Source organism: Cedecea davisae DSM 4568, from assembly GCF_000412335.2.
GTDB classification, from domain to species: domain Bacteria; phylum Pseudomonadota; class Gammaproteobacteria; order Enterobacterales; family Enterobacteriaceae; genus Cedecea; species Cedecea davisae.
This window is the reverse complement of record NZ_KE161030.1, coordinates 2,752,343-2,774,106: the sequence shown is the minus strand read 5'-3', so window position 1 is coordinate 2,774,106 and position 21,764 is coordinate 2,752,343. Positions and strand designations below refer to the sequence as shown.

Annotated in this window: 19 protein-coding genes; 12 read left to right on the top strand and 7 right to left on the bottom strand. The window is 55.0% G+C overall.

Annotation, left to right across the window (positions count from 1 at the left end):
* Nucleotides 1-32 precede the first annotated feature (32 nt).
* Entirely contained in the window at nt 33-2,726 is a 2,694-nt protein-coding gene (gene mgtA, locus HMPREF0201_RS12650; protein WP_016537087.1) for a magnesium-translocating P-type ATPase, read from the bottom strand.
* Nucleotides 2,727-3,923: 1,197 nt separating this feature from the next.
* Here mgtA and drpB point away from each other — a divergent pair.
* From drpB to HMPREF0201_RS12610, 8 genes are all read left to right on the top strand, one after another.
* Nucleotides 3,924-4,196: a cell division protein DrpB gene (gene drpB, locus HMPREF0201_RS12645; protein WP_016537085.1), complete on the top strand. Its 273-nt coding sequence runs from the start codon at nt 3,924-3,926 to the stop codon at nt 4,194-4,196.
* Nucleotides 4,197-4,921: 725 nt separating this feature from the next.
* The gene (locus tag HMPREF0201_RS12640) at nt 4,922-5,236 is read left to right on the top strand and encodes a PTS fructose transporter subunit IIB (RefSeq protein WP_016537083.1); all 315 of its coding nucleotides are present in this window, start codon (nt 4,922-4,924) and stop codon (nt 5,234-5,236) included.
* Complete coding sequence (locus HMPREF0201_RS12635) at nt 5,229-6,344, top strand: PTS fructose transporter subunit IIC (RefSeq protein WP_016537082.1); 1,116 nt, start codon at nt 5,229-5,231, stop codon at nt 6,342-6,344. The genes HMPREF0201_RS12640 and HMPREF0201_RS12635 overlap by 8 nt, the downstream gene beginning before the upstream one ends.
* Before the next feature lie 99 nt (nt 6,345-6,443).
* Nucleotides 6,444-9,026: a glycoside hydrolase family 38 N-terminal domain-containing protein gene (locus HMPREF0201_RS12630; RefSeq protein ID WP_016537081.1), complete on the top strand. Its 2,583-nt coding sequence runs from the start codon at nt 6,444-6,446 to the stop codon at nt 9,024-9,026.
* A 21-nt stretch (nt 9,027-9,047) separates the two neighbouring features.
* Nucleotides 9,048-10,601 carry a fructose PTS transporter subunit IIA gene (locus HMPREF0201_RS12625; RefSeq protein ID WP_016537080.1) on the top strand — a complete coding sequence of 518 codons (1,554 nt, stop codon included), beginning with the start codon at nt 9,048-9,050 and terminating at the stop codon, nt 10,599-10,601.
* A 49-nt stretch (nt 10,602-10,650) separates the two neighbouring features.
* The gene (locus HMPREF0201_RS12620; RefSeq protein WP_016537079.1) at nt 10,651-11,346 is read left to right on the top strand and encodes a phosphohydrolase; all 696 of its coding nucleotides are present in this window, start codon (nt 10,651-10,653) and stop codon (nt 11,344-11,346) included.
* 109 nt (nt 11,347-11,455) lie between these two features.
* Complete coding sequence (locus HMPREF0201_RS12615) at nt 11,456-12,865, top strand: DNA cytosine methyltransferase (RefSeq protein WP_016537078.1); 1,410 nt, start codon at nt 11,456-11,458, stop codon at nt 12,863-12,865.
* Between the two features lie 10 nt (nt 12,866-12,875).
* On the top strand, nt 12,876-13,376 hold the full coding sequence (locus tag HMPREF0201_RS12610) for a very short patch repair endonuclease (protein ID WP_016537077.1): 501 nt from the start codon (nt 12,876-12,878) through the stop codon (nt 13,374-13,376).
* Here the strand turns inward: HMPREF0201_RS12610 and yedA are convergent, their stop codons facing one another.
* Entirely contained in the window at nt 13,377-14,294 is a 918-nt protein-coding gene (gene yedA / locus HMPREF0201_RS12605) for a drug/metabolite exporter YedA (RefSeq protein WP_016537076.1), read from the bottom strand. It abuts the gene before it with no gap.
* Between the two features lie 168 nt (nt 14,295-14,462).
* On the opposite strand from yedA, the gene HMPREF0201_RS12600 reads away from it, so the two are divergent.
* The 3 genes from HMPREF0201_RS12600 to dgcQ all read left to right on the top strand — a co-directional run bounded on the left by HMPREF0201_RS12600 (nt 14,463) and on the right by dgcQ (nt 17,620).
* On the top strand, nt 14,463-15,380 hold the full coding sequence (locus HMPREF0201_RS12600; protein ID WP_115586391.1) for a DUF808 domain-containing protein: 918 nt from the start codon (nt 14,463-14,465) through the stop codon (nt 15,378-15,380).
* A gap of 92 nt (nt 15,381-15,472) precedes the next feature.
* The gene (locus tag HMPREF0201_RS12595) at nt 15,473-15,652 is read left to right on the top strand and encodes a YodC family protein (protein ID WP_039898372.1); all 180 of its coding nucleotides are present in this window, start codon (nt 15,473-15,475) and stop codon (nt 15,650-15,652) included.
* Nucleotides 15,653-15,823: 171 nt separating this feature from the next.
* Nucleotides 15,824-17,620 (top strand): cellulose biosynthesis regulator diguanylate cyclase DgcQ, encoded by a 1,797-nt coding sequence (gene dgcQ / locus HMPREF0201_RS12590; RefSeq protein ID WP_016537073.1) that lies wholly within the window; start codon nt 15,824-15,826, stop codon nt 17,618-17,620.
* A gap of 404 nt (nt 17,621-18,024) precedes the next feature.
* Here the strand turns inward: dgcQ and yodD are convergent, their stop codons facing one another.
* On the bottom strand, nt 18,025-18,258 hold the full coding sequence (gene yodD, locus HMPREF0201_RS12585; RefSeq protein ID WP_016537072.1) for a YodD family peroxide/acid resistance protein: 234 nt from the start codon (nt 18,256-18,258) through the stop codon (nt 18,025-18,027).
* Nucleotides 18,259-18,389: 131 nt separating this feature from the next.
* Between yodD and dsrB the strand changes: the two genes are divergently transcribed.
* Entirely contained in the window at nt 18,390-18,578 is a 189-nt protein-coding gene (gene dsrB / locus HMPREF0201_RS12580) for a protein DsrB (protein WP_016537071.1), read from the top strand.
* 65 nt (nt 18,579-18,643) lie between these two features.
* On the opposite strand, the gene lpxO is transcribed toward dsrB, so the two are convergent.
* From lpxO to fliQ, 4 genes are all read right to left on the bottom strand, one after another.
* A complete protein-coding gene (lpxO, locus tag HMPREF0201_RS12575; RefSeq protein ID WP_016537070.1) occupies nt 18,644-19,552 on the bottom strand; it encodes a lipid A hydroxylase LpxO in 909 nt (302 codons plus the stop codon).
* Between the two features lie 187 nt (nt 19,553-19,739).
* Nucleotides 19,740-20,363: a transcriptional regulator RcsA gene (gene rcsA, locus HMPREF0201_RS12570; protein WP_016537069.1), complete on the bottom strand. Its 624-nt coding sequence runs from the start codon at nt 20,361-20,363 to the stop codon at nt 19,740-19,742.
* 348 nt (nt 20,364-20,711) lie between these two features.
* Nucleotides 20,712-21,497, bottom strand: a complete 786-nt coding sequence (gene fliR / locus HMPREF0201_RS12565) for a flagellar biosynthetic protein FliR (protein ID WP_016537068.1) — start codon at nt 21,495-21,497, stop codon at nt 20,712-20,714.
* The gene (gene fliQ, locus HMPREF0201_RS12560) at nt 21,494-21,763 is read right to left on the bottom strand and encodes a flagellar biosynthesis protein FliQ (RefSeq protein WP_016537067.1); all 270 of its coding nucleotides are present in this window, start codon (nt 21,761-21,763) and stop codon (nt 21,494-21,496) included. Before fliQ ends, fliR begins: the two co-directional genes overlap by 4 nt.
* Nucleotide 21,764: the final 1 nt, after the last annotated feature.

Here is a 21,764-nt window from a genome sequence, read left to right as displayed (position 1 = left end):
GCGGCACCGTATGGCATTGTTTTAAAAAGAGCTTAGTGCCACTGTTTGAAACGACGCATGTAGAAGGTTTTCATTCCCTGAGCCACACAGCAGTAGGCGAGCAGGGTGCCGACCAGCCACGGGAAGTACTGCCACGGCAGCGCCTGCAGCCCGACCAACGGCCCGAGCGGAGAGAACGGCACGTAAATACCCACAGCCATAACCAGCCCGGTCATCATCATTACCGGCCAGGCGGCAGTGCTTTGAATAAACGGTATTTTCTGGGTACGCAGCATATGCACGACCAGGGTCTGCGACAGTAGGCCTTCCACGAACCAGCCGGACTGGAACAGGGTCTGCATATGCTCGCTGTTGGCGCTAAAGACGAACCACATCAGGGCGAAGGTCGTCATGTCGAAGATGGATGAAGTCGGGCCAATCCACACCATAAAGCGGCCGATGTTTTTTGCATCCCATTTGCGCGGCTTGCTGAGGAACTCTTTATCCGTTTTGTCCCACGGCAGCGCGAGCTGGGAGATGTCGTACATCAGGTTTTGCAGCAGCAGCTGAATGGCCAGCATCGGCAGGAACGGAATAAAGGCGCTCGCCACCAGCACCGAGAACACGTTGCCGAAGTTGGAGCTGGCGGTCATGTTCAGGTACTTCATGATATTGCCGAAGGTTTCGCGCCCTTTGATAACGCCTTCTTCCAGCACCATCAGGCTCTTTTCCAGCAGGATGATATCGGCGGACTCTTTGGCGATGTCCGTGCCGCTGTCGACGGAGATACCGACGTCGGCATCGCGCAGGGCAGGGGCATCGTTAATGCCGTCGCCGAGGAAGCCGACCGTGTGCCCGTTGGCCTGCAACGCTTTCAGTACGCGGGACTTTTGCAGCGGCGTCAGCTTGGCAAATACCGTGCGTTCTTCCACCAGCTGTTGCAGAGAAGCATCGCTCAGTTGCTCAATCTGCGGCCCTAGCACCGGCTCGCCCGGCTCCAGGCCGACCTGGCGGCAGATACGCGTGGTGACAATCGCGTTATCGCCGGTCAGCACTTTTACCGCCACGCCAATATCCATCAGAGCGGCAATCGCCGGGCCAGCGCTCTCCTTCGGTGGATCGAGGAAGGTGAGGAAGCCGCGGATAATCAGGTCATGCTCATCATCTGCGCCGTACTGTTTTTTAGCTTCGGCTTTAGGAATATCGCGTGTGGCAACCACAAGGACGCGGAACCCGTCCTTGTTATAGTCGTTTGTCATCGCCAGCATGGCGTCCCGGCGTGGCTGATCGAGGGCGATAACCTTGCCATTCTCTTCCATGTGGGTGGCAATGCTCAGCATCTCCTCCACCGCGCCTTTGCACACCAGCAGATGGTTGCTCTGGGCATCTTTCACCACAATCGACAGGCGGCGGCGCACAAAGTCGAACGGCATTTCGTCCACTTTGCTAAAGCCCTGCGGTTTCACAAAGCCCGGCTCATTTTCGGAGAAGTAGATCACCGCCTGGTCCATCAGGTTTTTGATGCCGCTCTGGTGATGGCTGTTGAGCCACGCCAGCGCCAGCACGGACTCATTTTTCTGGCCGTGGGTATCAACGTGATGCTCGAGGATAATTTTATCCTGCGTCAGGGTACCGGTTTTGTCGGTACACAGGACGTCCATCGCGCCGAGGTTCTGGATAGCGTTGAGACGCTTAACCACCACTTTGCGCTTCGCCATGGCGACCGCGCCTTTTGCCAGATTGGCGCTGACTATCATCGGCAGCATTTCAGGCGTCAGGCCGACGGCAACTGCCAGAGCAAACAGCAGCGCATCCCACCATTCGCCTTTCATCAGGCCGTTAATCAGGAACACCACCGGCACCATCACCAGCATAAAGCGGATCAGCAGCCAGCTAACGCTGTTTACGCCGCGGTCAAAGGCGGTTTGCGCCCGGGTGCCGACAATCGCTTTAGCCAGCGAGCCGAAGTAGGTCCGTGGCCCGGTTGCCACCACAACGGCCAGCGCCGTGCCGCTAACCACGTTGGTACCCATAAAGCAGATATTCGGGAGATCCAGCAGGTTTTCGCTCTCGTCGGCTTTGTCGTGAGCGGACTTCTGCGCCACGTCCCCGAGGGTGTCGTACTTCTCGATAGGCAGCGCTTCACCGGTCAATACCGCCTGGCTGATGAACAGGTCACGGGATTCGATCAGGCGAACGTCTGCCGGGATCATATCCCCGGCGTACAGCTGCACGATGTCGCCCACCACCAGCTCGCGCATCGGGATTTCACGCGGGGTTCCTTTTTGCCCTGCGTGTTCACGGCGCACGACCGTTGCGGTAGTACGTACCATCGCTTTCAGCGCTTCGGCCGATTTTGCCGAGCGGTGTTCCTGCCAGAAACGGACCAGGCCGCTAAGGGCAACCATGGTGCCGATGATGATAACCGTGGTCAGGTCGCCTTCTTCGCCGTGGCTGGTCGGCAGCCAATAGTCGGTAAAGAAGCTGATACCGGCCAGAATGGCCAGCACGTAGATAAACGGGTTGTTAAATGCCATCAGCAGCTGGAGCAGCGCGTGAGGCGGCTTGTCGTGGGCGACTTCATTCAGGCCATCTCGTTCCAGACGAGCGCTGGCGTGGGCTTCCTGTAATCCTTCTCTGGTGGTGTTGAGGTTAACCAATGTTTCAGCGATGCCGTTTTTGGCTTCCTGGGCCGCACGCATAGAGAGCGTGCTTTTTTTATTACGGTTCTTGGTTTGTACGGTCATGGTGGTGCTCCTGTCGCCGGGCAGCAGCCGACCATTTTGCGGTTAGCGCCTTATTAAGGGCGGCCGAAAATAGTCTGCGGTAGCGCAAACGATCGGTTTCAAATTAATTTCGGACACGGCTTCCCGCTATTTATTATTTGAAATAAATAGAACGGAAAATTATTTATTTTTATTTGGGCATGACTAATCCGCCTGATGTTTATGTGAAAACATCAGTGAATATTCAGACACCAATAATGGCTTAACTCAGCGTAACGTGTAGGCGCAGGCGGCTCGGTAGAGCGCGCACGGCATCACAACGCAACGGCTGAATCAGGCGGCGGAGGGTCGACTTTGTGGGTCTTCGCTATCGGAGAAGCTGCAACGGCGCTCCAGCTGGCCGGTCACAGGACTGACGCGCCAGTTAGTGATGCGTTGCTTCAACTCACTGATTTTCGAAGAGAAAATTGAGTTTGGCTGTTTTTTGCGTGCGGACAAAACCCGATCGCGGGGCGGCCGGACACGCAAAGTTGATGTCACTGTTTTGACACCAGGAAAAAGGGTAGATTTGAAGTTCATAACACACCTCGGGACCGTGAAAACCCTGGTCGAGGTGGGACAACACAAGAGCATCAGGCTCCGGCGAGACACACCAAAACGAAGAAGTGATCACAATCGATTTCATGTTTACTTTCCCGAACAGCCTTTAAGGCAATATTCGGGCAGCTACTAAATTCAGTATCCATTAGTCTCTTATGTCAGGTTAGGAAAGGCCGCAACTTCGGCCCGTGAAATCTACCCATGCCTAATAGTATTGTCAACCCGTCAGGGAAGATTAAATTTATTCGTTTATATTTCAGTTAGGAAATATTGAGGGTTAAGGAATTAAATATTAGGGATTTGAGAATATGTCTGGCTTACCCGGACATGTGGCCGAAAGGAGAGAGGACGATCGGTCGTGCTGTTTTTGCCTTCCTCCCGGAAAAACGAACAAGGATGAGGAGGCAACCGCAAAAGCAGCATTAAGAATTTTCCTTAAGCTAAATCAATTCCGGGCTGCAATGCTGATTTTTGGCCCACAAGCCTTGATTTGAAACAAAATTTAACGCTTATGGCGGTTGATATACGCCGTTAGTGTGATAAAAATCACATTCAGGCGGCAGGGGAACTGCTGCCGGCAACCCGTCTTGTTTAGTTTATTAAGTTAGGTCGAACGTTATGGATGCGAAACCAACTCGCAGTCCCGGCGGTAAAATCGCGCTGTGGCTGTTTTATGCTTTTTGTTTGTACATTGTCTGGGCGATGATTCGCTACTTTTGGGTGGTCAGCAACGTAACCGGCGGCGATCTCGGGACTTTCGGCGGAAAACTGCTTGGCGCGTTAATGGGGCTGCTGGTGCTTGGCTCCGTGGCGGCCGTGCTGGGATGGATTGCGTGGTACACCCGGCCGCGGGCTTATCCGGCCCGCATCAGGGATAACCACCTGCGCTGAATTCGAAAACTTGCGCTCTGAATGGCATCCTTATGCATGTGATTCAGAGCGCAAACCTCCCTCTGGTTTACCTCTTCCGGTCTTTGATTTAATTCCCCGCACGCACGCTCTTTTTATTAATTAACATTTGTTAAGCTCGTTATAAATAATCCCTTGTAAAAAACAGGCATATAACTCTGTGTTTATATCTGTGCGTAAAGTCACGTTTGTTATTTTTCGAACTGTCTACACTGCACTCATATTTTCAGGAGAAGCCATGCACGCTTATATTGTTCGGACCTTTATAGTTTGCCGCCTGATGTTGCTGTCCGCCAGCAACAAGGTGCGCATCTGTCTGAATAATAGCTGCTGGTTCAACGTGGTTAACGAGCTGGAAAAAGATACCTCAGTTTATTCCGAATGCATCGATAACGAGTTCGCCGCAAATTGGTCACGGCTGTGGTGCAGCGCCGGGAAATTGTATAACGAGTTATGCCATGGTCATGCTCAGTTATTAAAAACGCAGCGCGCTGTCAGTCGGCCATGCCGCCTGGCTATCCGTAAGCGCTACGAGCTTGCCTTCCTGTTCCGCATTTCCAGTCTGCATCAGCTGATGATGTGCCTCCACGCCAGCGGCGACTCGGGAGATACAGCTATGCAGCAAGTCGTTCTACACCGAAGCACAATGCGCTTTTCAGCCATTGTGCTTTTTTTATTGACTAAATTCAGCCAGATAAGGAGTTGTTATGTATATCGTTTGTGTTGCAGCCTGCCCGACGGGCGTCGCCCATACCTACATGGCTGCGGAAGCGCTTGAAATGACCGGCAAACATCGCGGCCATGAAATTAAAGTTGAAACCCAGGGCAGCATGGGCGTTGAAAATGAAATCAGCGCCGAAGATCTCGCCAGAGCCGATGCGGTCATCATCGCCGCGGACGTGGCGATTACCGGCCGGGAACGTTTTGACGGCATGATGAAGCTGGAGTGCAGCGTAGCGGACCCTATCAAGTTCGGCGACGCCGTTTTTGAGGCGATAGAGGCGGAGTGTGCAAATGGCTAAATTCAGGGCAGAGGGGAAATCCCAAACCGGAACCGAGATTAAGAATGCCATTATGACCGGGGTGTCATGGATGCTGCCGTTTGTTATCGCCGGGGCGGTGATTATGGGCATCGCGCGCATTGGAGCATCCCTGTACGGCATCGACAATATCTGGGACGCCAGCCATGCCCAGGCGGCCAGCATTGTGGTGCAAACGCTGCATAAATTCGACGGTTTTGGCGGCCTCGCGCTTTCCCTTATGCTGCCGGTTGTGGCCGGATATATCAGTTTTGCCATTGCCAACAAACCGGGGCTGGCTCCGGGGATGATTGGCGGCCTGCTTGCCAGCAGCCTCGGCACCGGGTTCCTCGGCGCACTGGCTGCGGGGTTTGTGGCGGGCTACATCGTGCGCGGGCTGGCGACTTATATCAAACTGCCGAAGGTGCTGGCCTCCGCCGGGCCTATCTTTATTTTGCCGGTAGGCGGGACGCTGCTGACCTGCATTGTCATGGCTTTTATCATCGGTAACCCGCTGGCGGCGCTTAACCACGGCATGGAAAACTGGCTGCTGGCGATGTCCGGTACCAACAAAATTGTTCTTGCAGCAGTAGTCGGCGGCATGGTGGGTTTCGACCTCGGCGGCCCGGTGAACAAAGCGGCTGTAACAACCGCTATGGCGCTGTTGGCCTCCGGTATTTATGACCCGAACACGGCGGCGCAGGTGGCAATTATCGTCCCGCCAATCGGCCTGGGCGTTGCAACTTTGCTGTGGTCAAAACGCTTTCCTGTATCGCTGCGTGAGGCGGGGAAAGCCTCTACGCTGATGGGGCTAATCGGCGTATCTGAAGGGGCAATTCCCTTTGCGCTTTCCAACCCAAAAATCATCCTCATCAACGTTATTGGCGCCGCCACCGGGGCGGCCATGGCTGTCGGGCTGGGGGCGGTGAATCATGCGCCCATCTCCGGTTTTTACGGCTGGCTGGCGGTGGACAAATGGCCGATATACGTGCTTTCCATTGCTACCGGATCGGCGATTATTGCCGTTGGCTCATTATTAGTCTTCCGCGGCGAGAGTGTTATTGAAAATAAAGCGGCGGCACCTGCGCATAAATTCAAGGTGGGGCGTTAGATGCGTGCCTGATTAATTCACGGCGGCAATTTTCATATTCACGGCAGTATTTACTGCCGAGGTTTTTCACACCCAGAATTTCGCTATTAAGGTGACAAAATGAAGACCGTACATTTGGTTCAACACACGCACTGGGATCGTGAGTGGTATTTCACCGAGAATGATTCAAAAGTTGTGCTCTATTATTTTATGCTGGATTTACTTACCCGTATGGAGCAGGACGAAACGCTGGGACCTTTTATTCTCGACGGGCAAACGGTGATGCTGGAAGATTTTTTGGCGGTGGCGCCGGAGCAGCGTGAGCGCCTGCAAAAATTAGTTACCGATGGCCGGGTGTTGATTGGCCCGTGGTACACCCAAAGCGACTTTTTAGTCGTTGGCGCGGAGTCTATCGCCCGTAACCTGCTGTTTGGCCTGGCGGACTGTAAAGCCTGGGGCAGCTATATGCCGGTTGGCTATGTGCCGGACTCCTTCGGGCAAAGCGCCCAGCTGCCGATGTTCCTTAGCGAATTCGCTATAGACAGCGCGGTTATCTGGCGCGGATGGTGCGAACGCGACGTCGGCAGGAGTGAGTTTTACTGGCATGCGCAGGGAGGGCAGAGCGTGTTAACCGCGGTGCTGCCGTGGGGCTACGGCTGCGCGAAGTGGCTCCCGACCGAGCAGGGAAAACTGGACGAAGCGCTGCCGCCCATTCTAAAAAAACAGGCCCGTTTCTCGGCCACGGATCACCTGCTGTTGCCGAACGGTAACGATCAGTCGCCTTTCGAATACGGCGTACCTGAGGCGCTGGAGCGGATGAATACCCGCCAGCAGGACTATTGCTTCAAGCGCAGCAGCTTCAGCGATTTCTTCAGCGCCTTACGCGCCAGCGGCGAAAGCCTGCCCGAATGGCACGGCGAGCTGCTTAGCCCGAAATATATGCGCATCCACCGCGGTATTTTCTCCACCCGCGCCGACATTAAACAGCTCAACGCCTCGCTGGAGCAGTTCCTCAGCCAGACGCTGGAACCTTTGCTGGCCGTGGGCTGGCGGCTTGGCCTGCCTTACCCTCAGCATGCGGTTGAAACCCTCTGGCGCGAGGCGATGAAGTCCCACGCCCACGACAGCATCGGCGGTTGTAATTCAGACCGCGTAAATCAAATGGTGAAAGGGCGTTTGCAGTCCGGGAAAGAGAGTGCGCAGCAGTTGTTTGACCTGAATATGAAAATGCTGGCGGAGGGAATAGAAGCCCGGCAGCAGGGTAAAAAAATTCTGGTCTTCAACCCGCTTCCTCGTACCAGAGATGCTGAGGTCAGCCTGACGTTGTTCACGCCGGAGCAGGCGTTCCGCATCGTCGATGAGAACGGCAACGCCTGCGTCTGGCAACTGCTGCATGAAGCGCCGCAGGACATGTCGCTGGTGGTGCAGGAACTGTCCAACAGCACCAGTCCAACCTGGTACCGCAAGTGCCAGATCCTGCTGGCGGCACGGGATCTTCCGGCCTGCGGCTATCAAACTTTTTACCTTCAGGAAGGGGAGTCCGCCGGGTTCGAGCTGCCGGAGCCGCAGATTAGCGCCCTGGAAAATGCCTGGCTGCGCCTCGAGATTAATGGCGGCGTGCTGACGCTTATCGATAAGCGTTCCGGCGAGGTTTACCCGCACATTCTGCGGTTGGTGGACGGTGAAGATGCCGGGGACAACTACAACTACTCTCCGCCGGAAGAGGATTGGAAAATTACCGGCGACGGCTGCCTGCATCACAGCAAGCTCGAACGTGGCCCGCTTAAAGACACGCTGCAGCTGGACTGGCGTATTCCCGCGCCCGTGGACTCGGCTTCTCGTCGCGCACGCCGCCTGGATGCTCTGCTTGAAGTGACGATGACCGTTTCTCTGCCGCACGACAGGGCGTGGCTGGACGTGGAAATTGAGGTCAACAATACGCTGCGCGATCACCGTTTACAGGTGGAACTGCCGACGGATATTCACCAGGCGTTTCACTTTGCCGACCAGCCTTTTGGCCTGATCCAGCGGGAAAACATTCCGGGGGCATTAGCGGTCTGGCGGCAGGAAAACTGGACCGAAGCGCCCGCGTCGCTTTGGCCGATGCAAAGCCTTGCTTTGCTCCATGACGGGCAGCGTGGCCTCGGCGTGGTGACTGCCGGGTTGAGGGAGTATGAAATCCCCGTCGGGCAGCCGGACACCCTGGCAATCACCCTGTTCCGCTGCGTGGGCTGGCTGGGGCAGGCGGCGCTGCCGTGGCGGCCGGGGCGAGCCTCAGGGATGGTGCTCCCTTCGCCAGACTCGCAAATGCCGGGTATTCACCGCTTCCATCTTGCGGTATTGCCGATGAATAACGGGCAGGATGGCGCATTCTGGCATGCAGTTGAGCAATGGCGCACGCCGGCCTCCGGATATCTGGACACCGGCTGGTCGCGCTTTCGCACCAACCCTCATGGTCGAAATTTCCCCTCTCGCTTCAGCGTCCTCAACTGGGAGAGTCAGCTGCATTTCAGCACTCTGAAAAAAGCGCAGAACGAAGAGGCGCTGCTGCTCAGAGGCTGGAATCCTGGCCTGGAGCCGCTGGAAAACATTGCCCCGGAAGCTGACGGGCTGCTGGAGCAGGTCACGCTGGCGGAACTTCCGGTCGGCAATTCTGCGGGCCCTGTGGCGGCCGGAACGCCGATCTCCTGGCTGATTCGATAATCTGAACAAGGTGGAACACTTATGCAGACTCTTTTATTTCGCTGCCGGTTAGCCAACGGGCTGCACGCCAGGCCCGCCAGCGCGCTGGAGCAGCAGGCGGCGCGGTTCGCCGCAACGGTGACCCTGATAAACCTGACTAAATCACGGCGGGCCAGCGCCAAAAGCGTGCTTGCTATGGTGGGAGCCGACGTGGCTCCGGGGGATGAATGCCAGTTGCAGATAGAGGGCGAGGACGAGCAACAGGCGCTGCTGGCGCTGCGGCATTTTATCGAAAATGAATTTGAGCATAGCGATGAGCCGCTGGCCGGGGGAAGCGCAGGCGGCGAGCAGCTTTTGCCGGTCTTTCTCTCCCGCAGCCGGTCGAAAATCTGGCAGGGAACCGGCGTCAGGAAAGGTATTGCCATAGCAAAAGCCGTTTACTTGCAGCATACAGACCTCGATGAACTTGCCCGCCAGCAGGAGGAAACGCCGCCAGACGTTCAGCAACGGCAGCTGGGCAAGGCGCTCGAAGATGCCCGCCGGAAATTGCGGGCCGATATTGCCCGCCACGAAGGGGAGGCGGCGCAGATCCTCGATGCCCAAAGCCAGCTGCTGGAGGATGAAACCGTTGAGGAATGCCTGCTCGGGCAGTCGGGAACGCCTAATGCGATTGCCGCTCTGGCGCGAGCCGTTGACGCGCTGCGGGAACCGTTCCGGCAGAGCGGAAGCGACTACCTGCGCCAGCGCGAGCTGGATGTTTACGATCTCGGGCTGCGGCTTGCCTGCCAGCTTACCGGGGAGGCGAGGATGTGGCTGCCAGAGCTGAACGAAGGTTCGATTTTGGTATGCCGCGGCCTGCTGACGCCCGGCCAGCTTCTGCTGCTGCGCGGGGAAAATCTGCGGGGCATTGTGATGCCCAAAGGGGGCGAAACGTCCCACACCGCTATTCTGGCCGGGGTCTTTGCTATTCCGCTGCTATGTCCTGACTCAACGGGCGAGTTATTCGCTCAACCCGCCGGGGAGCTTTTGCTGGCTGCCGATTGTGGCCTGCTGCTGTCGGACCCGGATGAGGTCGCCCGGCGCTGGTTCCAGCTTGAAGGCGAGAAACAGCGGCGTTTGCCCACCGCGAGCGGTGACGAGCCGGAGGGGGATATACTCTCTGAGTCGCTGGTGCTGCTTAATGAAAACCTGCGTGACAAACACGAGGTGATAAAGCGGCTGACGGATAATCTTGAAGTTCAGCAGAGGGTTGTTTCAGCGACGCTGGCCGAGCATTCCATCTGGCAGCGGGAGGAAGTTTTCACCACCGCGCTGGGATTTTCTATCGCTATCCCCCACTGTAAATCGGCGGCAATAACCCGCAGCAGCATCTCCGTTTTACGGCTGACCGAGCCGCTGGAGTGGGGGAATGGAGTGGCGGTAAAACTGGTGATTATGCTGACCCTCAGCGAGGGCGAAGGGCAGCAGCATATGCGTATTTTCTCAGTTTTAGCCCGGCGGCTGATGCATGAATCCTTCCGCGAACGCCTTATGGCCGCCGGTTCGCCGCGAGAGATGCTCAACCTGCTGCGGGATGAGGTCATGATATCGTCATAAATCTGGGTATACTCGGACATGCGCTTTTCACGAAAACGGGAGTACGAGTATGCCGATTGCCCACTGGCAGCAGCAGTTTGAGCAGTATTTGATTGAAAATTGGGCGCAGGACGACAAAGCGCATGACGTGGCGCACTTTCGGCGCGTGTGGAAAACCGCTCAACACATTATCGAAGGCACCGAGGCGGACAGGCTGGTAGTGTTGACGGCCTGCTATTTTCACGACATCGTAAATTTGCCAAAAAATCACCCGGAGCGCCATCTGGCGTCGACCCAGGCGGCGCAGGAAACGCTGCGCATTCTTGACGCTCATTTCCCGGAGTTTCCGCGCGAGCTGTACGACGACGTCGCCCACGCGGTGCGCGCCCACAGCTTCAGCGCGGCCATTGAGCCGCAGACGCTGGAAGCCAAAGCTGTGCAGGATGCCGACCGGCTTGAATCTCTTGGCGCTATCGGCCTGGCGCGCGTGTTTTACGTTTCCGGCGCGCTCGGGCGCTCGCTGTTTGACAGTGAGGACCCGCTTGCTGAAAGCCGCGAGCTGGACGACACGCTTTATTCCCTCGACCATTTCCAGAGAAAGCTGCTGCGCCTTCCGGGGTCAATGCAAACCGAGGCTGGCCGCGCGCTGGCTCACCACAACGCCGATTTCCTCGTCGGTTATATGGCTAAGCTGTGCGCTGAACTGAAAGGGGATTATCTGACGCTGGACGACCAGGTTATACGCCGTTTTAAATCACAGCCTTAGCGCCCGCAGGCTTAATCTATAAGGCTCGCCGCTAGCGCGGGCCGTTTCCGTTCTCTCTGGGTCAAATCAGTGATACAGTCTCACTACCTTTTCCCATTTTTGGTTGATAATGAACGACCTCGACGCGATTGCAGAACAACTCTCCCTCCAGGCCCTGCGCCATAAACAGACTCAGCAAGAAGAAGACCACGCTCTGGTGAGCCGCCTGCTGGAAATCTACGATCAGAAAACCGTAGCCCTGCGCCTGAAGCAGGTAGGAGGAGACTGGACGCGTGAGTCCCTGAACCGCTGGTATAACGGTAAATCGAGCCCGCGAGGGCTGACCGAAGTGGAAGTCCGGATGCTGCAAAGTATGCTGCCGTCGCCACCCGCTCATCACGGAAATTATGCGTTTCGCTTTATCGATTTATTTGCCGGTATCGGCGGCATTCGCAGCGGTTTTGAAGCTATTGGCGGCAAGTGCGTGTTTACCAGCGAATGGAACAAACACGCGGTTCGCACCTATAAAGCGAACTGGTATTGCGACCCGGCCGAGCACCAGTTTAATGAAGATATTCGCGACGTTACGTTGAGTAATCGCCCCGAAATTACGGACGAGCAGGCAACGGCGCATATTCAGGCCACGCTGCCGGATCACGACGTATTGCTCGCCGGGTTCCCCTGCCAGCCGTTCTCGCTGGCAGGCGTCTCGAAGAAAAATGCGCTTGGCCGCGCCCACGGCTTTGCCTGCGAAACTCAGGGAACGCTGTTTTTCGACGTGGCGAGGATTATCGCCGCCAAACGTCCGCCGGTGTTTGTGCTGGAAAACGTTAAAAACCTCAAGAGTCACGATAAGGGCAACACCTTCCGCATTATCATGCAGACCCTCGATGAACTGGGTTACGAAGTAGCGGACGCGGCGGTCACAGGGCGCGACGACCCGAAAATTGTCGACGGTAAAAACTTCCTGCCGCAGCACCGCGAGCGCATCGTGCTGGTGGGGACGCGGCGCGACCTCAATCTGCACCCGGACGTCACGCTGACCCGGCTTAGCGAATTCTATCCTGCCCGCCGTCCCGCCTTTGGCGAGTTACTTGACCCTGAAGTTGACCCCAAATACATCCTGACGCCGACGCTGTGGAAATACCTCTACAACTACGCGAAGAAGCACCAGGCCAAGGGCAACGGGTTCGGGTATGGGCTGGTGGACCCCACTAATCCTGCCAGCGTCGCCCGCACGCTTTCGGCCCGATATTATAAAGACGGGGCGGAAATCCTTATCGATCGCGGCTGGGACAAAGCGCTGGGAGAAGTCGACTTTAACGACCCGACAAATCAGCTGCACCGGCCTCGCCGCCTGACGCCGCGCGAATGCGCAAGGCTGATGGGATTCGAAGCGCCTCAGGGGAAAGCGTTCCGTATTCCGGTTTCCGATACTCAGGCTTATCGCCAGTTTGGCAACTCGGTGGTGGTTCCGGCTTTTGCCGCCGTGGCGAAGCTGCTTGAGCCAACCATCAAACGCGCGGTGAAAAAGCGCTAGCGGAGGCACAATGGCGGACGTACACAGCAAGGCGATACGCAGTAAAAACATGCGGGCGATTGCAACGCACGACACCGCCATTGAAAAACGCCTTGCGGTTTTACTCGCCGGGTGCGGCTTTAGCTTCCGCATGCAGGACGCCTCGCTGCCGGGTAAGCCCGATTTTGTGGTCGATGATTACCGCTGCATTATCTTTACCCATGGCTGCTTCTGGCACCACCACGACTGCTACCTGTTTAAGGTTCCGGCTACCCGCACCGAGTTCTGGCTGAGTAAAATCGACAGTAATGTCAAAAGAGATAAACGTGATATCGGGCTGCTGCTGGAGCAGGGCTGGCGGGTGCTGGTGGTCTGGGAGTGCGCGCTGCGCGGCCGCGAAAAAATGAGCGATACCGGGCTGGTCGAGCGGCTGGAAGAGTGGATTTGCGGCGGCGGGCAGGGAGCAGAAATAGACACTAAAGGCATTCATCAGCTTGATGACGGCGGCCGGGGGCAACCGGCCGCAGAGTAGCTACTTTTCAGGCTCGCAGGAAGCAACAACGGGTGGAGCCGGGAACAGATATTTACCCAGCGTCACCAGCACCACTGCGAAGATGATAATAGCCAGAGCCAGCCATTCAACGCCGGAGAGGCTCTCCCCGGCAAAGCTGGTGCCGAGCAGGACGGCGACCACCGGGTTAACGTAGGCGTAGCTGGTGGCAACCGCCGGGGAAACATTGCGAATCAAATACATATAGGCGCTGATGGCGATCATCGAGCCAAACACGGCCAGATAGCCAACCGCGAGGAAACCCGCGGCGTCCGGCATAGCGGTTAAGCGCTCGCCGCTAAGCGCCGAAACGCAAAGGGCGACAATGCCCGCCGCCAGCATCTCGATAGCCCCGGCCATCATCCCTTCGGGCAGCTCGATGCGCGAACCGTAAACCGAGCCAAACGCCCAGCTCAGTGAGCCAATCAAAATCAACAGCGCGCCCGTCGGGTTACCGCTGAGGTTGCCGCCGCTGTTCAGCAGCACAATTCCCGCCAGCCCGATAGCAATCCCCAGCCATTCCAGCTTGCGGGTTTTAATCCCGAACAGGCGGCTGAAGCAGAGGGTAAACAGCGGCACGGTGGCAACCATTACGGCGGCAATGCCGGAAGGAACGTGCTGATGCTCGGCAAGCGTCACAAAGCCGTTGCCAACCGCCAGCAGCAGAACGCCTATCAGCGCGGCATTCAACATCGGCCGCAGGCGAGGGAGCTTATGCCCTCTGAGCAGCAGGATGGCCGTTAATATGGCCCCGGCGCAGAGGAAGCGCACGCCCGCCATCATAAACGGCGGCCAGCTTTTCACCCCGATGGCGATAGCGAAGTAGGTGGAACCCCAGATGATATACAGTGCGAAAAGCGCCGCAATCAGCGGCAATAATTGACCAGAACGAAGACGCATAATCCCTCACCAGGCTTCAATAGCAGGCCGATAGTTAACGCCAAAATCGGGGTGATAGCGAGCATTATACTTGTTGATATATTGTTAATTTTCATTGACAAGACGGCTCGATTTTCGCGGCGGCGATTTTGCTTCATACTGAGAGGTAAATCATTCAAGAAGGACTTTATTTTGGCTGGAAGTAGTTTACTGACTCTGCTCGATGATATTGCCACGCTGCTGGACGATATTTCGATGATGGGCAAGCTGGCGGCGAAGAAGACCGCGGGCGTGCTGGGCGACGACCTCTCCCTGAACGCGCAGCAGGTTTCTGGCCTGCGGGCCAACCGCGAGCTGCCTGTGGTGTGGAGTGTGGCAAAAGGCTCGTTTCTCAATAAGCTCATTCTGGTCCCGCTGGCGCTTATCATCAGCGCCTTTGCGCCGTGGGCGATTACGCCTTTGCTGATGGTGGGCGGGGCATTTCTCTGCTTCGAAGGCGTGGAAAAAGTTATCCATAGCCTGCAGGCGCGTAAGCATAAGGAGAGCGCGGAAGAGAAGCAGGAACGGCTGGAGTCCATCGCCTCCCAGGATCCTATGGCATTTGAAAAAGAGAAAGTGAAAGGGGCGGTGCGCACCGACTTTATACTTTCTGCGGAAATCGTCGCCATTACGCTCGGCATTGTGGCGGAAGCACCGTTGCTTAACCAGGTGCTGATCCTCGCTGGAATAGCGATTCTGGTCACCATCGGCGTCTATGGCCTGGTGGGGATGATAGTCAAAATCGATGACCTGGGTTACTGGCTGGCGGATAAACGCGCCGCGCTTGCCCGGGCGGTGGGCAAAGGGCTGCTGGTGCTGGCGCCGTGGCTAATGAAGGCGCTGACGATTGTCGGCACGCTGGCTATGTTCCTCGTCGGCGGCGGCATTCTGGTGCACGGTATTCCGGCGCTTCACCATGCTATTGAGCAGGGGGCTGGCCAGTTCGGCGGCGTTGTGGCGTTGGTGGGGCCGACGCTTGTGAACCTGGTGCTGGGCTTTATCGTCGGCGGCATAGTGTTGCTGGCGGTTAACGGCATAAACCGCCTGCGGGGACGCGCTTCGGATTAATTTTTCGCAGAAAAATATCCCTTTAAGCAGGCAAAAACGCTGACCCCTGGCTATAACTTTAGAGGTTTTCACCCCTGATGCCGGAGGCGGCGATGGTCTATATGGTCAGTGATGAGGTCCGGCGTAAAAACGGTGGCCCACGCATGGTTGTCACAGGTTATTCCAGTGGCATGGTTGAGTGCCGTTGGTACGACGGATTTGGCGTTAAACGGGAGGCGTTCCGCGAGGAAGACCTGGCTCCGGTTAATGCCTTAGCGCAGCAGCAAAGCTAGTTGACACCCGCAGGACGAAGCCTTACTTTCGTTTTATGTTGGTGACCTGAAACCCGGTATATACCGGGTTTTTTGTTGGGTAATCACCGCATAAAGGCGCCGGCTCAATGGCAGAATCTGTGTATTAAAAGCCCCGTTAGGATTTTTCCTGGAGGGCTGTAAGCGTTATTTATGCATAATACGCGGCTGTTGCGCCCTGAGAGGCGCAAAAAACGTAACGGGTGGTTTGAAAAAATAGCGGCTCGATTCGTCCGCCAGGGAGCACCCACATTGATCGGTAACGCATTTGAACGTTTTTTAAGCCGCTACAAAAGACCTCAACGTGTGGTAAATATTTGTTTTATCGCCGTATTGTTGTTTTCTACCGTGTTGACCTGGCGCGAAGTCTCTGTCCTCGAGTCGGCATACGTCTCCAACCAGCGCAACAGCCTGGACAACATCGCCACCGCTTTAGACAGGCAGCTTCAGCACAGCATCGATAATTTGCTGTTTTATCGCAATACCATGCATTACGCGATGCAATCGCCGATTTCTACCGACATTTCGCGTAAATTGCTGGCGAATTTTGATATTGAGCGCACCCAGCCTTACTGGCAGCTTCGGCTCGATATCAACCGCAGCATGCCGATTAACGGCATTTCCGATGAGTCAGTTTCCCGTAGCCCTTTGCTGAAACGCGATGAGGCACTGCTGCACCCGGAGCTTGCCGCCGCGCTGGAGTTTAGCTATATCATCCAGCTTGCCGACGGCAAAAGGGATTTGCAGCGCAGAGTGTTCTACGCTTCGCGCGCGGGGTTCTTCCTTTCAAGCACGCCGCCGGAAAACGATCCGGGCATCGTCGCGCTGTATCACCGGCTAATTGACCAGCCCTATTTCGCCGCCCAGTCGCCGCAAAACAATCCCCGCCGCTGCGTGCAGTGGACGCATACCTTCAATCCTTCCAGCCAGAGCGGGCAGATAATTACCGCCGCACTACCGCTGGATTTTGAACAGCGCTGGTACGGCGTATTGGCTATGGATTTTCCTATCGAAGCCATGCATCAATTTTTGCAGAACTCATCGCGCGACCGCTATGAAGGCACGGTGATGCTGTTTGATAAGCAGTTTAATTTGATTGCCACCGGCGCAGACAAGGTGCCTGCGGGACCGCTGTTCGATGACAAACAGCAGGCGGAAATTGCCCGGTCGATGGCGGACGGGCAAGAAGGGGAACTGAGAATGGATACCCGCTTCGTAACCTGGGCCAGGTTGACGAATTTTGACGGCGTATTGATCAAGGTGCATACCCTGGACGAAGGCGTGCGCGGCGAGTTTGGCCGCATCAGTATCGTGCTCACCGTGCTCTGGATGCTGTTTACCCTGATGCTGTATATCTCCTGGCGGGTCATCCGCCGTCTGGTCAACAGCATGTTGGCCTTACAGGAGACGCTGAGCTGGCGGGCTAACTACGATACACTGACCCGAATTTATAACCGCGGGGCCTTTTTCGAGACGGCCCGCGCTCTTGCGAGCGATTGCCAGCGTCGGCAGGAGCCGTTTTCGGTTATCCAGATGGATCTCGACTTTTTTAAAGGAATAAACGACCGCTACGGGCATATTGCCGGGGATAAGGTTCTGGCTCATGCCGCGGCTCTGCTAAGTTCCGCGCTGCGCGAGGAGGATGTTGCCGGGCGTGTGGGCGGCGAGGAGTTTTGCGTAGTGCTGCCGGGGGCGAACCTCGCGGCGGCGGCGGGCGTGGCTGAGCGGATCCGAGTACGAATCAATAATAAAGAGCTGCTGCTGATGGCCGGGCAAAGCATAAAAATCAGCGCATCGTTTGGGGTGAGCTGCGCCCACGAGCGGCATGATTATGATTTTGAGCATCTGCAATCGATAGCGGACGGGCGGCTGTATAAGGCCAAGCAAAATGGTCGGAATCAGGTTTGCGCCGCTGATAGTTCAGCCGGGCCGGATAGTTCCGGCGTGTAATATAAACAATCTTGATGCTTTTACTTCATCTACTGCCGTTCTGGACGGAGCAAGCGTAAAGCATTTACGTTTGGTAAGACGAAGTGGCGAGCCGTTGGTCGCCGGGGTTCCCGATCCGCAATAAGAGGGCGTGACATAATGTTTAGGATAAATCCCATTTTAAGAAATCATTTTTTTGAGCTACAGCGCGATTAGTAACTAAAAAAACTGATTTTCCCAACAATTACAATGAATTCCCTCGATCAATGACAATCGAGGTAAATATTCACCAAAAGAATATATTCTTGTGTTCAATAAAATTTAGGGTAATGTGGTCAACACATCAGATTTCCTGATGTAACGAATTTAAAATGCTTCTTGCATATGCAAGTTTTCATCCCGGCTCCCCGGCCGGGATTCTTTTATCAGCGATTTATCTCATTCACGCTGAAATCTCGAATATCCAGTTCAAACGCATCTGCCAGCTCCCGGTAACTATGCCATTCCCGACCATCAACGCTGACGCGCTGCGGGTGCTCCTCATTTCCGGCATGCTGGACGTTGCTTTCGCTTATCTCATTAATTGCCGCCAGCAGCGCATCAACATCGATCTCTGCCTGCGGGCGCGCGCCATCGGCGCTCATCTTCACGGTTTTCATTGCATTCACCTCCCGCCCATGTGCATCTGTAAGTATAGACGCTATAGATAATGCGCCTGTCCCACGGGGAGCAGGGCGTTTAGCCCTTTTTTGATCTACAATGGCAGGCAAAGAATCTGGAGGAAATTGCGATGCAAATCAATGACCGAGTCACCGTTAAAACCGATGGCGGGCCGCGACGTTCCGGGGTTGTGCTGGCGGTTGAGCCGTTTAACGAGGGGACCATGTACCTGGTGTCGTTGGAGGACTACCCGCTGGGGATCTGGTTCTTTAATGAGTCCGGGCACGAGGACGGTATTTTTGTTGAGAAAGAAGAGTAGGGTATTCACTCACGCCGGGATTGTTTCCCCTCGCCTCCGCTGGGAAGGAAGAGGGGAAAATTTTCCTACATTACGCTTGGTGCGATAATTGCCGCAAAGATGAGCGTTATGACGGAATATTTCATCGTGTAGTAAAGTTTGCGGTTACGCTTTTTGAGATCCTGCCCGCCATTGCGCAGCGCATAAACGTATTTAAAAATTTTGTTCACCCCGCCGGTGCGGTCGGTTGCGCTATTTGGCGAACTGGCGGCGGACATCAGCGTTGTTCCCACCCAGTGATTTACCGCCTGCGCCCAGCGCCACTTCATCGGGCGTTCTATATCGCAAAACAGAATAATTCGCGTTTGTTCGCTTTGGTTTTGCGCCCAGTGAACGTAGGTTTCATCAAAAATGACGGCTTCACCGTCGCGCCAGCTGTGGCGCTGCCGATCAACTTCAATAAAGCAGCGGTCGTCGTTTGGCGTGGCCAGCCCGAGGTGATAGCGAACTGAACCGGCGTAAGGGTCGCGGTGTTTACCCAAATGAGAGCCCGCGGGTAATTCGGCGAACATTGCCGCTTTAACCGACGGGATCTCGCTGACCAGGCGGGTAGTCACCGGGCAGAGTTCCTTAGCCGAAGGGTGTGCTTCGCTGTACCATTTTAAATAGAAACGTTTCCAGCCGCGCTTGAAGAAGGTATTAAACCCTGCATCATTGTGAGTTTCCGCGGCCTTTATATGACCCTGCAGGCGTAACGCCTCCTCGCGGATAATTTCCCAGTTGTCTGTGAGTTTTTGTAACTCAGGGAAGTCGCCGGTCGGGAAATAGGGCTGTTTTGGCGGCAGGCGCGAAAAGCGGGTCATAAACATATTAATCGGCGCCATAAACGTTGAATGGTCAAAAAGCTGGCGCGAAAGTTTTTGTTTTTCTACGCCGCGGGAGTGAGCGTAGATGACGCTGATGACAAAAATGCCAATGATAATGACGGCAACCATGACTGCAAATCTCTCCTTGTATAAACATGCGCTACAAGCGTAGTAAGACTCATCCGCTTTTGTTTAGCGATGGTTGCTATTTTGTTACAATGGTGGATCTTGTTTAGCTTGTATTTAATCTCTGACAGGCGTCAGAGATTAAATACTACGGCCACAGGGGCGTAGGGGGGAGGCGCAAGTAAAAAAACTACCGAAGATTAACAAATATACCGTTGGTGACGTTATCGGTAAGACGCACTACATGATATATAACTTGTTTATTGTGGGTCTTGATTTTGCGTTTGATATTCCCTTTATGCGACGAAACGGTTTTTGCCTTGATGTTCATCTGGTCGGAAATTTGAATTGTTCCCTGCCCGGACATCCACATTTTCAGCATGCTGGATTCAGTGCGACTTAGAGAAAGCGTTGGCAAATTAATATGTCCAATACATTGTGCATTTTTTGCTAAATACTCCGCTAAAATATCGTCTAATGATTCCGGCTTGATGGATTTCGAACTGATCAGCAGATTTTCCCTGACCAACAGATATTCATCAAAATGAATATTGGCAATAGCCATAAAGACTAAAAAGAGCGTGCCCGGATGCTGATTAATGATCTGCTTTATTTGCTGACTGCTTTCTGGGTCGTGAATAAAGCAGTCTTCATTAATAAACACCACGCTGGGCGCCTGCAACCGGCATGCCTGTGCCAGCTGCTCTACCGTTTCTACATCTGTAATATGCCGTTTTCTAACCCCGCGGCTGGCTAAATAGCCGACAAGCCCCAGCCGGGTATAGCTGCATAAGTCCATAATAATCGTTGACATAGCAAACCCTCACTAAGCGCGTTATACCCGCAATAGCCCGGAGAGCAGATTGTTAGCTGTACTGGTATTACCAGATGAATGACCGTGTCAATCCCAGGGCAAAGCCAGTGCGCCGCATTTCCGCAGTTCGAATTATTTGGGGTAACCCATTATTAATAATCTAAAAGGCGAAATCACTATCCCGTAAAGTTGCCTATAATTTGCCAGGAATGTTCTTAAAGTAAAGTGAATGTTACGTATTGTGAGCCAGGTAAAATCATATATTCCGCGCCAGATATATCGTGGCGGATGTTATTAGGGATTATTTTTAGGAATATCCTCAGAGAGACATTATGAAATCCAGGGGGATTAATTTTTGGGAATTTCGCTAACTATATCCGCCAGTAGATCAAAAATCTCGCCGAATAAATGCTCGGTGAATGGAGCGATAAGCGGCATCAGTGCCATAAGAATTAGCATGCCGATAGACAGGGTTACGGGAAAACCAATAACAAATACCGATAGCTGAGGTGCCATACGGTTTAGCAGACCCAGGGCTATGTTAAGCGTAAGTAACAAAGTGATAAGCGGAAGGGCCAGCATCATGCCGTTGAGGAAGATAAGTCCCCCGGCGCGGGTCAGGGCCATAAAGGCGTTGCTGTTGATAGGCTCTCCGCCGATGGGCAGGGTATGAAACGTATCCACCAGCATGGAGATCAGCCATAAGTGGCCGTTAAAGGTGAGGAAGAGCAACATCGCCAGGATATCAAGAAATCTCGCCAGCACCGGCATGTTCAGGCGGCTGCCGGGGTCGAAGAAGGTGGCGAATGAGAGGCCCATTTGCAGGCCAACAATTTCCCCGGCGGTGCGCACCGCAGCAAAGGCAAACTGCATGGTGAAACCCAGCGCCACGCCGATAAGAATTTGCTGGACGGCGAGCCAGAAACCGGCGGCAGAGAAAATGGTCACGCCGGTTAGCGGCAGAGTCGGCGCGACGGTAAAAGTTATCATCAATCCCAGAGCCACCTTCACGCGTTTTGGGATTGAGCGCTCGCTGAGTATAGGCGCGGTCATGACCAGCGCCAGCACCCGCAGCAGCGGCCAGAAATAGAGGCTTAACCAGTCAAGCCACTGATTACTGTCAACGTGGATCATCCAATGATATTCGGCAGATTGGTCAGCAGCGAACGCATATAGTCGAGCAGCAGGTTGAGCATCCACGGCCCGGCGATAACCATCGTGACGAACACCGCCAGAATTTTTGGAATGAACGACAACGTCATTTCGTTAATCTGCGTTGCCGCCTGCAGCAGGCTGATTATCAGGCCGCTGATAAGCGCGACCAGCAGTAAAGGCGCGGCGAGGGCAAGGGCAACCTTCATCGCTTCGGTGCCCATCATCATGACCGATTCTGGCGTCATT